We start from the raw sequence: 15,860 nt of genomic DNA, 5'->3' as shown, positions 1-15,860 counted from the left end.
CGCAGTGGCCCATGTCAAGCTGGCAAGCGATCTTTTTTACGATCAATGTAATGACTGAATCCATGGCGAGCAGCCAACTCACCCACCTCCTTGGCTTCGTCATAGGCAATTTCTTTACCAATGCTATAACTGGAACTTACATTTTCCATGCTGAGCAATATGGTTTCCGAGAGGCATGCCAGACTCACCCCAGGCTCACAGCCGATGATGTTGCAGTCACTCAACATCGCTTGTGCATCGGGCAAGGTAACCAATCCTCCCTCGTACACCTCCCGAGCCCCTCCCTCACGCAGCACATCGAAGGGGCGGGCCACGTCGAAAATCTTACAGGTCTTCGGAAAAACGTCGGCGGCGATGAAAGGTTTGCCTTCGCTGGTAGCCGAGTACACGCAATCAATGTCCTGGGCGATTACGGTGTGCTCCAGCCCAATATGGACCTCGAAGAATTGCACGCCACTGGCCGTACCGGCATCCATGATCGATTGCATTAATACAGGCACCTGCTCGGCCGGGCAGTGAAGCAACGCCTGTTCGAGATCGAGATTCCTGCAAACGCCCCAGAACTTCCCGGCGGCGGATTCATCGCTGAGACACTCGACTCGCAGGAGCACCTCGATCAGCGCACCACGCAAATTGATGTACTGCTCCTCGACCGTAGAACTCATGCTGCCAACGATGTCTATCTTTCCAAAAAACTGGCATAGATCCATGAGTGCGACACGACCTACAGACCCCCGAGCACCGAATATCATCAGGCGCTTGCGCAAAGCCGATGGGCCGAATACTTCACGGATCAAGTTGCAACTGGATATAGCTGTAAGGCTGTTACCAGTGGTCAAACGGAAAGGGGCATCAGCAATGTCCAGACCGCCTTTTGAAATAACCGAAGTATAAGCGCCTAAACCCACCACAACGGCGCCGACATCTTGGGCTTTCTGCAGATACTTTTTCAACAAATCGGCCTTATCGGCGCGACTCAGCTTAAGCATCGCTTGCGGACTGATGGGGCTGTAAATCATTGCGCCATTGACTACCCGGCCATGAGGGCTTGCCATTGAGAATTCAAATACAACTTCAGGACTGTTTTCTATCTGCCCGAACGAGAAAAACCAGTGCGCCAACGCAAGCTTCTGCGCTTCGGTGAAGTATTCAATAACGGCTTCCGGCAAGCCTCTGCAGATATCCTCGGCACTCGTGGAGTGCAGGAGAAATGCGAACTGCACATGGTCACCCTTCACCGGCTGTGGCGACAGTGGCCGGGGCCGAGGTTTTTTCTTGGCATTACCTTTCACTGGCGCATCGCTGGCTGCGGGCACATACCCCACCAGGAAACCCATTAGCTTGTCGTAACGCTTGTTTTGCAGAATCTCGCACACCTCCTCGAAGGCGCCGAGGAATCGCTTCAACTCTGACTTGCTAATAGTGAGCGCTGGCTGAAAACGGATACTCCCACGCTCGGCGTCATTCAACAGCGGCATGCAAAAGATGCCTTTAACGTGCACAAGATAGCCACAGATCAGTAGCGACATTAAATCGCTTTTCTGCGCATAACTGACGATATAGTTACCTTGGGTCGCCGGATCACTAAAATGCAATGCGTACATAAGCCCAAGGCCACTGTAAGTAAAGCTGGTGTATTTATCCGCCAGTAACGCGAGTCGCTGGCTGATGATCGCCTCGCATTCCCTGACATGCTCTAACAGCGCGCTTTGCTCGCACATCAATGAATTGATGACAGCGAGCCCAACAGCACATGCCAAACCGCCGTTGGCGAATGTAGAGCTATGTTTGCTGTCGAATTCTGCACTATAGACACCACGCTTAATGATCATGGCGCCGATGGGGATAATGCCTCCCCCCAGGGCTTTAGAGAGCAGGATGAGGTCAGGCTCAACCCCAAAGCGGTGGGCAGCAAAAACGGCCCCAGAACGCCCAAGACCGGTCTGAATTTCATCCAATACCAGTAGCGTTCCATAAACTCGGCACAATCTCTGTGCCTCTACCAGGTAGTTGGTCTCGGCGGGAGTCATGCCCCCCTCACCTTGAATGGGCTCTACAATAAAAGCAGAAAATCGTCTGGTTTCCAGAGCCGCCTGCAGCGCTGCTAAATCGTTGTACTGCACTTTACTGTAGTTTTCGCCATCGACAATGTCGGGGTTGCTATAGCGCTTGCTGCCCGTCGCAGACAGTGCAGCATACGTTTTACCATGGAACGAGTTTTTTGCAGACAGCACTGCCCTTCTGCCAGTTTTCAGGCGACTTAACTTCAGGGCAGCCTCGACTGTTTCTGTACCCGTGTTAGTGAACACGACCTGCTCGTAATTGGCGCCTGCGACCTGGATCAAGCGATCAGCCAATTGCTGGGTGCTTGCAGCGACAAAGGGCTGAATAAAGTTCGGGCACTCACGTTGCAAATAGTCAATCGCGATCGCGTTCAACTCGCTGGAGTTATGCCCAAACGGCAAAGCGCCATATTGCGCGACGCCATCTAATATTTTTTTACCCTGAGCATCGTAGTGATAGCAGCCTTTGCTTCGTACGATATCCAAATCGAGCTTGAATTTTTTGAGCATCGACTGACGGTAGGGTTGGAGATTCACAGTGCACAACCTTGGCTCATCTGCTGTTCGAATCCAAAGCGCGTCACAGGATGGAATGCAAGTAAGTCGACAGCCTTAGCAAGATAATGTGCCTGGTTATCGGAGAGGTAGCGTTGTGCACCGAAATTTTCAAAGATACATATTTTGATTTCTTTCAGTGTGCGCTGGATTTGGTAACGCAACGCCAACACCTCAGGCACAAGCCATGCAATATTATCCGGCATCACGTTTTCTGCGATTCCCATTACGCTATAACGGCACTGGGCAAGCCCGCCTTTGATAGGAATGAAAATCGATGGGCTCGCCATTGCGCCAGGACTGAGGCGCTCGGAGAGTGCTTGGCAGGCACCAGTGTAAGCGGCACATATGAATAGATTAAAGCTAATCAAACCGGTATTGAGATAGAGCTCGAACGATTCGTTTTCCGCCCAAACAACCCAACCATTCTTAACTGTTACGTCGTCAAATATTACTTCATGGCTGTCTGTTGCTAGCAGGATATCGCCGGGCCAAAAGTCTTTACGTTCAAGTCCCGCATCGCCATTGGACAAAATTGCAATGCCCGGCAAGCCTTCTGCAGTAACGATTGACACTGCGTAATAGTCAGCAACGTTACTCATCGTACAAGGCTTTTTACTGCCTGTAATTTTAATAACGCCCTCTTCATTTACGCTCGCGGCGACGCTGGTGTGGAAAATATCTTGATTTCCCGAGCTTTCGGCAAACGCGGATGCCATCAACTTACCGTTCAGCGAAATATCGTTGAGCAACATGTCCGCAAACGGAAACGCGGAGGGATACATTGCGATGGTCGATACAACATGATAGTGCATACAAAGCATCAGAGCCGCCGAAGGACATACCGCAGCAACTAACCCAACCGCTTCAAGCGCTTCTTTCAGCGGCAGCTGGAGCCCACCGTACGCTTTCGGAATAATTAAAGCAGGCAGCTTAGTTTTGGAGAGCATGTCTTTAACTTCTTGCGGTGACAACTGCTCCAACTCAAGCAGTGACCGACCCTCTGTTAGCTCCAAAAAACAGTTTGCCTGATCCAGGCCAGAGCGCAGCACTTCATGAATTGACATCGCGGTAACATCCTTATTTTTCGTTTCTTAATAACAGATTAGCGTGACGCGCAATTACACGCGCAACGCGGCTGCCTATAGCCGGCAGCTTATTCGCCTGCACTGAGCACTCCATAGCAATGGACATTCCAACGCCATTAAATAATAAAAATTCAGAGCACATAAATGATGCAGGCAGGCATTCTATGAGCGACCCTGCGTTTGCCTATGCTTAATGTGCACAAGTATGATTAATGTTAAGTCGCGACCAAATCTTAGACGAAGCAACGCGCCCTTCAAGAAAAGTTCAGGAATTCTGAAATCAGTGGCACATCAATAAATAGTTAAAACAGGAGACGGCAGGATAGAGCGAAAAGCTTAAAGCCAGAAAGCTCAAAGCTTTTGAATAAGAGGTTTTTTCAGCAATTTTCATAAGCCACTCCGTGCTTTACTTTTTTCTTCCTTGCGAGCTTTCCTCTTGCAGGTAAAACTCGGGACGCACCTTAACAAGTTGAAAACCAAAAAACAAGTTCCCGCTTTCAAAAAGTATACTGTTCTATCCAATCCCGAACTTAACAGGCATCACTCGATCGCTGCCTTTTAAGCATGGGAGTTGGCACATACGTACTAACTGGTGAGCGCTCACTATCTCAGCGAACTCCGATCCCCTACAGTCTTCGGCCAGATTGCTACCAAGTATCACAGGCTCACGTATCGAAGCGAAGTTTCTCAATTTACACCTCCAAACAAGCATACCGCTTATAGTTCGGTGTAGAATTCGAGCTCGCTAGCCGCTAATTGACGGATATCGACAGGATCATAAGGGGGAGAAAAAGGTATTGGCTCCCCCCTCTAAGGAAACAGTGACCGTCCGGCGCAATTGCCACGGACACTGACTATCAGCTTGAAAGGAGCAACACATGGGTTTCCTCACCGGTAAGCGCGTATTGATCGTAGGTGTAGCCAGCAAATTGTCTATTGCCTCCGGCATCGCAGCAGCCATGCATCGGGAAGGTGCAGAGCTTGCGTTTACCTACCAAAATGAAAAACTTAAGGCTCGAGTGGAAGATTTTGCGGCGAGTTGGGGCTCAAAGCCAGAGTTGTGCTTTCCTTGTGATGTTGCGAGCGACGAGGAAATCGCACAGGTGTTTCAAGCCTTGGGCGCTCATTGGGACAGCCTAGACTGCATTGTGCACTCTGTCGGCTTCGCCCCCAGTGACCAACTTGAGGGCGACTTCACCGAATCGACCACCCGTGAAGGTTTTCGGATTGCCCACGATATCAGCGCTTATAGCTTCGTCGCGCTGGCCAAGGCAGGGCGCAAAATGATGGCAGGCCGTAATGGCAGCCTTTTGACACTTTCGTACCTGGGCGCGGAACGCACCATGCCTAACTATAACGTCATGGGCATGGCAAAAGCCTCTCTCGAAGCCAGTGTACGTTATCTTGCCGGCTCACTAGGCCCGCAAGGCACTCGCGTCAATGCCGTCTCGGCTGGCCCGATACGCACGCTGGCCGCATCAGGTATCAAGAACTTCCGCAAGATGCTCGCGGCTAACGAGGCGCAGACTCCACTGCGCCGCAACGTTACTATCGAAGAAGTTGGCAACGCTGGCGCATTCTTGTGTTCGGAGCTGGCGTCCGGAATTAGCGGCGAAATACTGTATGTCGATGGCGGCTTCAATACTACAGCAATGGGCAACATTGAAGATTGAGGCTTCATAGGTTGCGTGAGCTTGTTATTAAGACTCAACGCTTCTGCACTTTCGGATCAGGGGCGGCCAATAGGCCGCCACCTGATAACCCTCCCCCTCAGAAGCACTCTCTCAAAACAACTTTTCGTAGCAGCGCACTGGCAAATGGGCGCATTGAGCAATACCCTGCTCGTACCGCCCCAACGTTACGAGCTGAAACATGTCAGGGATTGCCATATTTGAAAGCCCACGTTGGCTACGAGATCTTCTCCGCTTCTTGCCGCTGAAGAGCCAATTCGTCCTGTCCGGTAACATCCGGGACCTGCAGGCCAGTGAAGTGACGCCCGGCACGGTGACAGCGCAGAGCTTCAACCAAACCCTCTCTAATGCCCTACTCGATGCTGGCTACGCCCAGGTCATCGCTTGGGATCCCGTGTCCGGTTTTCGGGTAGTCGACAAACCCGGCTGCGCCCCTGAAGCCGGCCAGACGTTGCTTCAGGAACTTGGCCTGACTCCAATAAATGGCGCAGCACCCGCAGGTATCGATCTGCTGGGCGCCACCCTGCCACGACTGGTCGGTCGTGCTGGCGAACCTATCGCGTTGATCATCGATTTTGCCTCACGCCTGGTGGTTCGCAACGACTCCCTCAGCGCCGCTGAACACCAGCTCTTCACCCAGGCCCTGGTGCAATCCCATCAGGCTCGCAGCCGTCCGGCCACAGAGCTGCGCAAACCGTTTTTCAATACCCTGCTATGGCTGGTGGAAAAAGAAGGTGATTTGCCCGACTGGTTGCTGGTCGACAACCCGCGCTTGCGCCACATTCCCGTGTCCAAGCCCGATCAATTGTCCCGCCGTGCATTGGCACCGGCGTTGCTCAAAGGGCTCAGTGGCAGCCAGGGCGCCAGCGAAGTGGTCATGCGTCAGGCTGTGGAAGCCTTCGTCCAGAACACCGAGGGATTGCTGCTGCTCGATCTCAGCGCCATTGCGCAACTGGCGCGGGTCGAGGGGGTAGCCATGGAGCAGATTGCCGATGCGGTGCGCCGCTACAAGATCGGTGTCACCGAGGACCCGTGGCTGAAGATCGACCGTCAGCGTATCCGGCATGCGGACGCGCTCGTCCACCAGCGGGTCAAAGGCCAGGAGCATGCCGTGACGCACATGCTCGACATCGTCAAGCGTGCGATGACAGGCGTCGGCGCCAGTCGCAAGGGCAACCGTCCACGGGGCGTAGCCTTTCTCGCGGGGCCGACCGGCGTGGGCAAGACCGAACTCGCCAAAACGATTACCAGCCTGCTGTTCGGCGACGAAAGTGCATATATCCGCTTCGACATGTCGGAATTCAGCGCCGAGCATGCCGATCAACGCCTTATCGGCGCACCGCCCGGCTACGTCGGCTATGACGTCGGCGGTGAGCTGACCAATGCTATCCGCGAGAAACCGTTCAGCGTGGTGTTATTCGATGAAATCGAAAAAGCCCACCCACGGATTCTCGACAAGTTTCTGCAGATCCTCGACGACGGAGTGCTGACTTCAGGCCGCGGTGATCGGGTGTACTTTTCGGAGGCCCTGATCGTGTTCACTTCCAACCTGGGGATCTATCGCCAGGGTGACAATGGCGAACGCGTTGCCAACGTCCTGCCGGGCGAAGCCTTCGAGCAAGTCCAGGACAAGGTGCACAGCGAGATCGACCGATATTTCAAACTCGTGCTCAACCGGCCGGAAATCCTCAATCGAATCGGCGAGAACATCATCGTTTTCGACTTCATTCGCGAAGGCGTTGCAGTGCAGATCTTCGAACAAATGGTCAACGCCACCTTCGACGACCTGCAGGGACATGACCTGTTTATTGAATTGGCCCCCCAGGCACGCCAGACACTGCACAACCTCTGTCTGCAGGACCTGTCCAACGGTGGCCGGGGCATCCGCAACCAGTTAGAGGCACGCCTGCTCAATCCCCTGTCGCGGGCACTGTTCGATCAGGACGCGCAACCGGGCGAGCACTTCACGATCACCGAGTTGGACATCTCCGGACTGAAGATGGAACGTCGCTGAACATGGACCTTAGCCTGTCGCGCATGCATTTTCCGGTCACTACCCTCGGCCCGGGGCGGCGTATTGGTATCTGGTTCCAGGGCTGCAGCATCCGCTGTCCAGGCTGCATCTCTGCCGATACTTGGGCCCCCGGGCACCGACGCTTGTCGCTTGAGCAACTGCTTGAACAGATACCCCCCTGGCTGCACGAGGCCGAAGGAATCACCATTTCCGGAGGGGAACCGTTCGACCAGTTCGACGCCCTGCGATCGCTGCTCAAAGGCCTGCGTCGACTCAGCGAGCTCGACATCCTGGTCTACAGTGGCTACTCCCTGGAGCAACTCAAAGAGCCGTTGCTCCAGACCAAGGGCTTGATAGATGCCTTGATTAGCGACCCCTATATCGAAGCACTCAGTCAGACCATGGCTTTGCGCGGCAGTGACAATCAACGCCTGAGCCTGCTCACGCCACTGGGCCGGGCACGCCTGGGTCATTACGAACGACCGCTCGAACCCACCGACAAGGCGCTCGACCTGATGTTTGACGAAAGTGGCAGCGTCTGGATGGCCGGCATCCCACGACGTGACGATCTATTGCGCTTACGCGATCTGCTGCATGAACAAGGCCATCATTTACAGATCAGCGCACACGCGTCGCGACGCCGCTGAGTGGAGCACACCCCATGATACGTTTCTGCCCTAACTGCAAAACCGAGCGCGCCCTCCAAGAAATGTTCTGCGAAGGGCTCATTCAGGAACAACCCTGCGGCTGGGACCTCGCTGGCGAACCCATTCGTGCCGCCGGCTGGCGGCCGCAAGCCGTCTTCACTGAGGAGCCCCTCCCGCAGGTCAGCCCGACTCAGGGGAATGCCCCTGATCTGCTCTGCAAAAATGGTCACCCGATGGTCGATGGCGACCTGATGTGCCTTGAGTGTGGGAGCTCACCTGCGCAAGCAACGTCCTACGACGTCCAGCCAGACAGCAGCAAACCAGAGCCCCCCACCCAGACCCTGATCGATGGCTGGCGCCTGATCCGTCAGATCAGCAGCACCGACGGTGTGCGAGAACGATACCTCGCCGAGCACGAGGAAACCGCACAACAGGCGGTCCTGACCCTGTATCGACCCGGCGCCGAACCGGACCCGGCGATCTATGATGTGATCCGCCGACTGCCACGCGAGCACGTCCCCGAAATCATTGCCACTGGCCGCTGGGATGACCGTGCCTATGAGGTCATTGAAGAACTCACCGGCGGGAGCCTGGCAGAACTTGGCAGCGTGATCCGCGACAGCGACAGCGTGCACCATGTGGTCAACGAACTGGGCCTGGCGCTGCACGCTTTCAACGAGGCTGGCCTGCGCCATCGTGACCTGCGCCCAGCCAGCCTGCTGGTACGTTCCCGCGAACCGCTGGACCTGGTCATCAGCGGCTTCGGCTCGGCACGCCTGTCCGAGTTCGACCTGGACATCGTATCGCCACTGGAAACCAGCCGCTATATGGCGCCCGAAGCCATCGCAGGCGGCGTTGCGGCTGCCTCGGACTGGTGGAGCCTGGGCATGATCCTGCTTGAGCAACTGACCCAGGGCGCCTGCTTCGACGGCATCAATGCCAATGCATTTCTTATTCACGTGCTGGCCAACGGAGTACCGATCCCCGACGACCTCGACCCGCGCCTGCACCTGCTGCTGCGAGGTCTGTTGGCGCGCGACCGTCATCAACGCTGGCAATGGCCACAGGTCGAAGGCTGGCTCAACGGTATTACGGTCGAGGCTCCGGCCTCTTCCGTCCAGCAAACGGACGAAGGTGAAGGTGCGACCCTGCTGCTGGGCGAGCGCCGCTTCCACAAGCCCGGCGTATTCGCCCTGGGGGCAGCCCAGGCGGATAACTGGCAACAGGCTCTGGACCATTTGCTGCGCGGTGTGATCGTGACCTGGGCCGAGCAGGTCAGTCTCGCCCCCTCTCTAGTCGCCGGCTTGCGTCAGGTCGTTCAGCACGAAGGGATTGAGGACGATTTCCGTCTAATGCTGGCGCTGAGAATCCTCAATCCGGAAATCCCGTTGATTCATCGTGGCGACATCGTCACACCAGGATGGCTACTGGAGCACCCACTGGAAGGCTATCGTCTGATCAGCGGGTCGGTCCCGGACCTGCTTGAGCAATTGCAGACCGACAACTGGCTGTCGCGTCTCAAATCCCGCGCCGAAAACGTGCGTCAGCGTGCCCTGCACCAACACATCGAGTTGGTCGAAGAGCAACTGCGGATATTCCTGCTATCGACCTCGCGAGCCAAGCTGTCCACGCAATGGCAAGAGCGCCAACGCCTGTTTCCAGACACCGACCATCCGGGACTGAGCTCTCTGTCGGAGCGCCGGGTGATCGCCGAAGAGGACCTGATCGTGCTGCTCAGCGCGGCGATCAGTCAGTTCCGTTCGGGGGCCTCAATCGTAGAGGCCGCCGCCGAGCTGGCCAGGGCTGCCGATGTCGGTTGGTTCGACTCCGAAGCGGCAACCCAACTGCTGTTGCATTCGCGACTTGAGCTGTACCGCAGTGTCGATGAACGCATCCAAGGCTTTGCCCGGTGTGGCGTGCCGGCAGTGGACGAGTGGGCCGAGCAGTTCCGCCTGGAGCGACGTATGCCGTTGGCCCAGGCACTGGTGTTGCTGGCCATCCCGTCCAGTCATTGGCTGGAACCACAGAAACAGCAGTACGTCTCACAGATCCTCGACTTCTTCGAGAAGAAGGTGGTGACCGCAGTGATGCGCGGGCCACTGGTGCGTATGAGCATCGGCAAGACCACCGCACGGGTCGACATCAGTGAACTGAACAGCGAGCGCAGTCCGGCCGGGGCTTTGCTAGATCACCTGCTGCAACGTAATGCCCGGGCAGTGAGCCTCGACCCAGAGAGTTTTCAGCTCAACGGCCAGCTGGAATCGCGCCTGCATGCCCTGTACCGGCAAAGCGCGCTGTACAAACGCGACACCGGCATCGACGGCCTGTACCTGGGCTTCCCTTTCCTGCTCAATCGCGACCCTCGCGGCACCACGCGCACACGGATTATCCCGCTGCTGCTATGGCCAGTGAAGCTGCTGCTGGAACTGGGTTCTCGTGGTCACGCCGCCTTGGCGTTTGACAGTGAGCGCGAGGAAGTGCGGCTCAACCCCGCGTTGGAAAGCGTGCTCGGCGCCGAAACCTGCAAACGTTGGCGCAAGACCGTCGATGAACTGCTGGGCCGCTCGTCAATTCGTGCGACGGATGTGATGGACGCCTTCGGCATGCTCGCCACCATTCGCTCACGCGCCCTTGGCAACCTGCCCGCCAGCAGCGTGGAGATCGCGCCCTACCAAGACGAGCTGGACTGCGCGGCGGTGCTGTTTCACGTGACCTTCATGGGGCAAGCCATCGGTGAAGACCTGCGCCAACTGAAAACCCTGTCGCCCGCCGGTACCGGCCTGGAAACGGCGTTGCGCCTCAAGACCGCCGATGAAACCACGCACGAGACACCTCCAGGCGAGCTGCAACGCTATTTCACCGTGGCCAGCGACCCCTCCCAGGAAGCGGCCGTGATCCAGGCCCGACAAAGCCCGGGACTGCTGGTCGAGGGGCCGCCTGGAACCGGCAAGAGCCAGACCATCGTCAACATGGTCGCCGACGCCATCGGCCGCCAGCGCAGCTTGCTTATCGTCTGCCAGAAGCATGCGGCGCTTGAGGTGGTGTACAAACGCCTGGTTGCCGAAGGCCTTGGTCAACGCGTCGTCATGCTCAATGACGTCAACCGCGACCGCGAGCCCGTCATCCGCAATATTCGCGAACAACTGGAAAGCCTGTTCACGAACGGCAGCCAGGCGCAGGGCTGGCAGCGCCAGCGCGAACAGGTCGCGGCCCGCATCGAGGCCCTGGAGGGCGAGCTCGACCGCTTCCACCAGAGTCTGCATCGCCTGGATGAGAATACCGGCCTCAGTTATCGCAGGCTGCTCGGCGAGTTGATTGAATTGGAATCCGGCCCGGCCCCGCTCGAGTTTCCGGCCCTGCGCCAACGCCTGGCCTCCCTGGACCTCGCTAGCCTGACCCGTTTGGAGGAAAGCTGCGCCCCTCTGATTCGCCTGTGGTTGCCCGCGCGCTACGAAGGCAGTCCATTGGCCCAGTTGCAGTCGTTCGCCGCCGACCGGGCGACCTTGCAGGCTTTCACCGACAATCTGCACAGCTTCACCCAAGCCGAACACAACCGTCAGGCCACGCTGCAAGCACACCCGGCCAGCTTCGAAATCGACGACCCGGTGCCGTACCGTAACTGGATAGCGGCCCATGTCGCAGCCCTGCTCGACCTGAAGCAAGAGCAACGTCTGCGCCTTGCGCGGTGGCTACCGCTTTTCCGCAGCCGCGAAGCGGGCCAACCTCCACGGGGAGAGTCGATTCTCGGTGAACTACAGCAACTGGACCAGCAACTCGGCCAACTGGATCAGGACCACTACGCCCCCGCCTTGTCACCGGCCCTCTGCCTGCTCGAAAACAAGGCCCTCAGGCATCTGGATCAAGACTGCACCAAGGTCATGGCAGCCCGGTCCTGGTTGGCGAACATCAACCCGATGCATCTGTTGCGGCGCAACCGACTGCGCAACTTCGTTCAGGGCCAGGGGGAAAGCCGTGTTATTGAAGCACTACCAACCCTACAGGCAGCCATCCGCCTTGAAAGCCAGTGGCGACCATTGCGCGCCGAGTTGAGTACGCTGCATCAGGCGTTGGAACTGGAAGCTGTGAGTCAGCAAGCCTGCCTGGAATTGATCAGCTTCGTGAAGAGCGACATCCGCCACCTGCTGGAAATCCAGGCGCTGGCCATGGCGCTGGCGCAATCGCCTCGCGCTCGGCAGGCCGACGAGGCCGCCCTCGCCGGCGACAAACAACATCTCGAGGCGCTGCTCAGCGATCTCGATGCTTCGCTGATGCGCCATGGCGTTCGCCAATCCAGCCTCGAGCAACTCAAGATACTCGGCGACTGGCTGGGCGAAGAACTGGTGCAGCAACTGCAGCACGCCATCGAGCACAATCTGAGCAATCAACTGTCTCTTGATCGGCTGCATGAAGCGCTGCCCTTCCTGGCCGCCTACCAGGCATTCCGCGGGCGCGCCGCTCAGTTGACAGCAGCCGACCTGGAGCTGCTCGCATTGCTGCGCCAACGCCAGGAACAGTTGGACAACATTGCGCCCGAGCAACTTGAAGCCGAAGTGCGGCGCCTGCTCAACCGCGAAGCCCGACTGGGCTGGAAACACCGCGTAGAGCAAACCAATCCCGAACTGCTGCTCAGCCAGGACGAAGCCCGCGCCAAAGTCGGCAGCCTCGCGCAAGCCGACGCACAGATGCGGCGGCTCAATCGTGAGCTGCTGGCCAAAGGCATCAACCTCGATAACCTGGGCAATCGCAAACAATGGGAGGATGTTACCCGCCTGACTGGCAAACGCTCGCGGCGCCTGCGTGAATTCATCGAACTGGGTAGTAACCTCGGTTTGATGAGCCTGCGTCCGGTGTGGCTGATGAACCCGGACGTCGCCAGTCGTGTACTGCCGCTCAAGGCAGGCCTGTTCGATACTGTCATCTATGACGAAGCCTCGCAGATGCCGGTTGAGTTCGCCCTGCCGACCCTGTTCCGCGGTCAGGTCACTGTTGTCAGCGGCGATGAAAAGCAAATGCCGCCGACGGCATTCTTTTCCAGTCGCATCGAAAGCGACGAAGCCGAAGTGTTTGACGGCGACGAACCTGAGGACGACGCGGATGAGGAACAGCGCGAAGCGTTCGAAGACACTTGGAACCGTCGTGAGATCAAGGATTGCCCCGACCTGCTGCAGCTGGCGCGCAACGCCCTGCCCAGCACCACATTGCAGATCCACTACCGTTCGGCCTACCGTGAACTGATCGGCTTTTCCAACGCTTCGTTCTATGGCAATCGCCTGAACGTTCCGGTCCGTCACCCGCAGGCGAACATCCAACGCATTAAGCCGCTGGAGCTGATCCAGGTCGGCGGGCTGTATCAGAACCAGAGTAACGCCCAGGAAGCCGAACGAGTCGTCGAGTACCTGAGCGAACTGTGGCAGAAGCCCTACGACCAGCGCCCTTCGGTGGGTGTCGTCACCTTCAACCGCAAGCAGGCTGACCTCATCGAGGAGCACTTGGAGCAGCGTGCAGAGCAGGATGAACTGTTCCGCGCCGCCTACGCCCAGGAGCGCGAGCGCAGCGAAGACGGCGAGGACATGTCGGTGTTCGTCAAGAACGTGGAGAACGTGCAGGGGGATGAACGCGACATCATCGTCTTCTCCTCCACCTTTGGGCGCAACAGCCAAGGCACATTCCGCCGTAGCTTCGGCGTACTGGGGCAGACGGGGGGCGAACGACGCCTGAACGTGGCGGTGACCCGCGCGCGTCGCAAGGTGGTGATGATCACGTCGATGCCAATCGCCGATATCTCCGACATGCTCAACACGCACCGTGCTCCCAACAGCCCGCGAGACTATCTGCAAGGCTATCTGGAATATGCTCGCGCCCTTTCCTCGGGCGAGTTCAGCTACAGCACCAAGTTGCTGGAGCGCCTGCAGACCGACCGCAGCAGCCAGCATCGTGAGCAAGGTCAGCAAAGTGATGGGTTTGTCAGGCTGGTCGGTGAGTTCATTCTCTCCTTGGGATGGCGGGCCGCTCCCGCCAGTGAAGGCGACGCTTTCGGTCTCGATTTCGCCATCGAGAATCCAGGCACGGGCCTGTACGCAATAGGCATCGAGTGCGATGCGCCTTGCCACAACCTGCTGGAACGTGCCCGCGCCCGGGAAATTTGGCGCCCGTCCGTGCTGCACCGCGCCATCCCGCACATCCATCGTGTGTCGTCGCAAGCCTGGTATCACAGCGGCGACAGCGAACGCTCACGACTGCGTGAAGCAATCGAACACGCCATGCAAGTCGAGCAGCCGCTGCAACCCAGCCCTACTTCAGTTGATACGGAAATCTGCCAATGAGTGGTCCCAAGGTCGTTCGCATTGTTACCCGCGAAGAAATCATCGCCATTTGTGAGGGCCACATGCAACGCCTGGAACGCGCCGTGGACCGCTGGCAGATACAGGCCACAAGGCTTGGCGAACTTAGTGAACAGGAGCGCTCCGCCTTCCTGGAGCGACACACTCGCCTTCGCACTCTGCTGGCAGAAGACCGATTGGCGGAACTGCAGAAGGCCGTACCAGTGGAAATCGAGCACCTGCGCCGTGACCTGGAGGACCGCGAAGAACGCGCGATAATTCGTGCCGCCGAGCGACGCCAACGCGACCGACGCGTCCAGGAAAACGCAAAAACCCTGCTTGACGCTTTGCAAGCCAACCCCGAAAACGTCGATAAGGCCTTGCTGGAGTCTCTCTTACGACTGGCCAGCGGTGCCAGTCGGGAAGATGCCGAACGTCTGCTAGCCGAGGGTTTCGCCCACTTGAGCAAGGCAAGCGAGGAGCCAACTCTGAGCGATACCCAACGCGCCCTGGCGCAGCAACTCAAGGTCGACGAACCCGAGGTTTCCCTGCGCGAATGGATTGCGGCCCGGGAACCGGATGCAACGCGCGACGCACGGCTGCTACGCATTGACCGCCACATCGTGGAGCTGCAACTGTTGCAAGGCGCTGAATGTGCCGCGACGTTCCTCTTGGCACTGGAAAGAGCTGAAACGCAAACCGATGCTAAGCGACGCAACCTGCTGCTTGACAGCCTAGTACTCGACCTCGCCGCGTCCACCCGAAACTTCCGACGCCAACGCGAGTGTCTCGAACAACTTCAGGATCTGGCCAGCGAAGTCAAAACCTACACAGGCATCGAACACGCGACCCTGCTCGATCATATTGGCGCTTTTACAACCGACACCGAGCTTTCGATAACCACCGGATTGATCGAGCAGTGTAAAGCGCTTATCGCTTCCCACTTACAGGACCAGGCCGCCCTCGCCCGCCGCGAAGCCGTGCTCAGCGGCTTGGCCAGCCTCGGCTACGAAGTGCGCGAAGGCATGGCGACTGCCTGGGCAGAAACCGGCAAGGTCGTACTGCGCAAAGCCGCTACCCCCGGTTATGGAGTGGAAGTGGGTGGAAAAGCCGACAATGGCCGCCTGCAGGTTCGCTCTGTAGCCCTCAGCAGCGATCGCGATAGGACACGGGATCGCGACATTGAAACCATCTGGTGCGGCGAATTCCAGCGACTGCAGGACTTATTGAAAGACAAAGGCAGCGAGTTACTCATCGAGCGTGCGCTTTCGGTAGGCGAAGTCCCACTTAAAGAAACGAATATTTCCGAGCCGAGCGTAGAAACAATTACTGCTCAGCAAAAGACACTTCATAAATGAACCGCTAACTACAGGCGCCTTGACCTCAATCGAACTCCAGCGCTTGAGGGTGTCCTTCTTGGAAACTGAACGTCCAAGACAGGGTCCGTTTTTGGCCAAAAGCATCCTATCGAAATGAGTGCGG

At 57.5% G+C, this 15,860-nt stretch carries 7 protein-coding genes; 5 read left to right on the top strand and 2 right to left on the bottom strand.

All coding sequences use genetic code 11. The features are described from left to right. Positions 1-14 precede the first annotated feature (14 nt). Together PspCFBP13509_RS29010 and PspCFBP13509_RS29005 are read right to left on the bottom strand one after the other, a co-directional pair. On the bottom strand, positions 15-2,600 hold the full coding sequence (locus PspCFBP13509_RS29010; protein ID WP_065926216.1) for an aminotransferase class III-fold pyridoxal phosphate-dependent enzyme: 2,586 nt from the start codon (positions 2,598-2,600) through the stop codon (positions 15-17). After that, positions 2,597-3,685, bottom strand: coding sequence for an acyl-CoA dehydrogenase family protein (locus PspCFBP13509_RS29005; protein WP_137213035.1), 1,089 nt, complete (start codon positions 3,683-3,685; stop codon positions 2,597-2,599). Before PspCFBP13509_RS29005 ends, PspCFBP13509_RS29010 begins: the two co-directional genes overlap by 4 nt. 899 nt (positions 3,686-4,584) lie before the next feature. Here PspCFBP13509_RS29005 and fabI point away from each other — a divergent pair. The 5 genes from fabI to PspCFBP13509_RS28980 all read left to right on the top strand — a co-directional run bounded on the left by fabI (position 4,585) and on the right by PspCFBP13509_RS28980 (position 15,736). After that, positions 4,585-5,379 carry an enoyl-ACP reductase FabI gene (fabI, locus tag PspCFBP13509_RS29000; RefSeq protein WP_065926218.1) on the top strand — a complete coding sequence of 265 codons (795 nt, stop codon included), beginning with the start codon at positions 4,585-4,587 and terminating at the stop codon, positions 5,377-5,379. Positions 5,380-5,578: 199 nt separating this feature from the next. Continuing rightward, positions 5,579-7,411: an AAA family ATPase gene (locus PspCFBP13509_RS28995; protein ID WP_137213034.1), complete on the top strand. Its 1,833-nt coding sequence runs from the start codon at positions 5,579-5,581 to the stop codon at positions 7,409-7,411. Positions 7,412-7,413: 2 nt separating this feature from the next. After that, entirely contained in the window at positions 7,414-8,058 is a 645-nt protein-coding gene (locus tag PspCFBP13509_RS28990) for a 4Fe-4S single cluster domain-containing protein (RefSeq protein WP_137213033.1), read from the top strand. A gap of 14 nt (positions 8,059-8,072) precedes the next feature. Further along, positions 8,073-14,381, top strand: a complete 6,309-nt coding sequence (locus tag PspCFBP13509_RS28985; protein WP_137213032.1) for an AAA domain-containing protein — start codon at positions 8,073-8,075, stop codon at positions 14,379-14,381. Beyond that, a complete protein-coding gene (locus PspCFBP13509_RS28980) occupies positions 14,378-15,736 on the top strand; it encodes a hypothetical protein (RefSeq protein ID WP_242001109.1) in 1,359 nt (452 codons plus the stop codon). The genes PspCFBP13509_RS28985 and PspCFBP13509_RS28980 overlap by 4 nt, the downstream gene beginning before the upstream one ends. The last annotated feature ends 124 nt before the right edge of the window (positions 15,737-15,860 follow it).

This window comes from Pseudomonas sp. CFBP13509, assembly GCF_005233485.1.
Classification (GTDB): domain Bacteria; phylum Pseudomonadota; class Gammaproteobacteria; order Pseudomonadales; family Pseudomonadaceae; genus Aquipseudomonas; species Aquipseudomonas marginalis.
The sequence above is the reverse complement of the archived record's forward strand: the minus strand, read 5'-3'. Positions and strand labels throughout refer to the sequence as shown.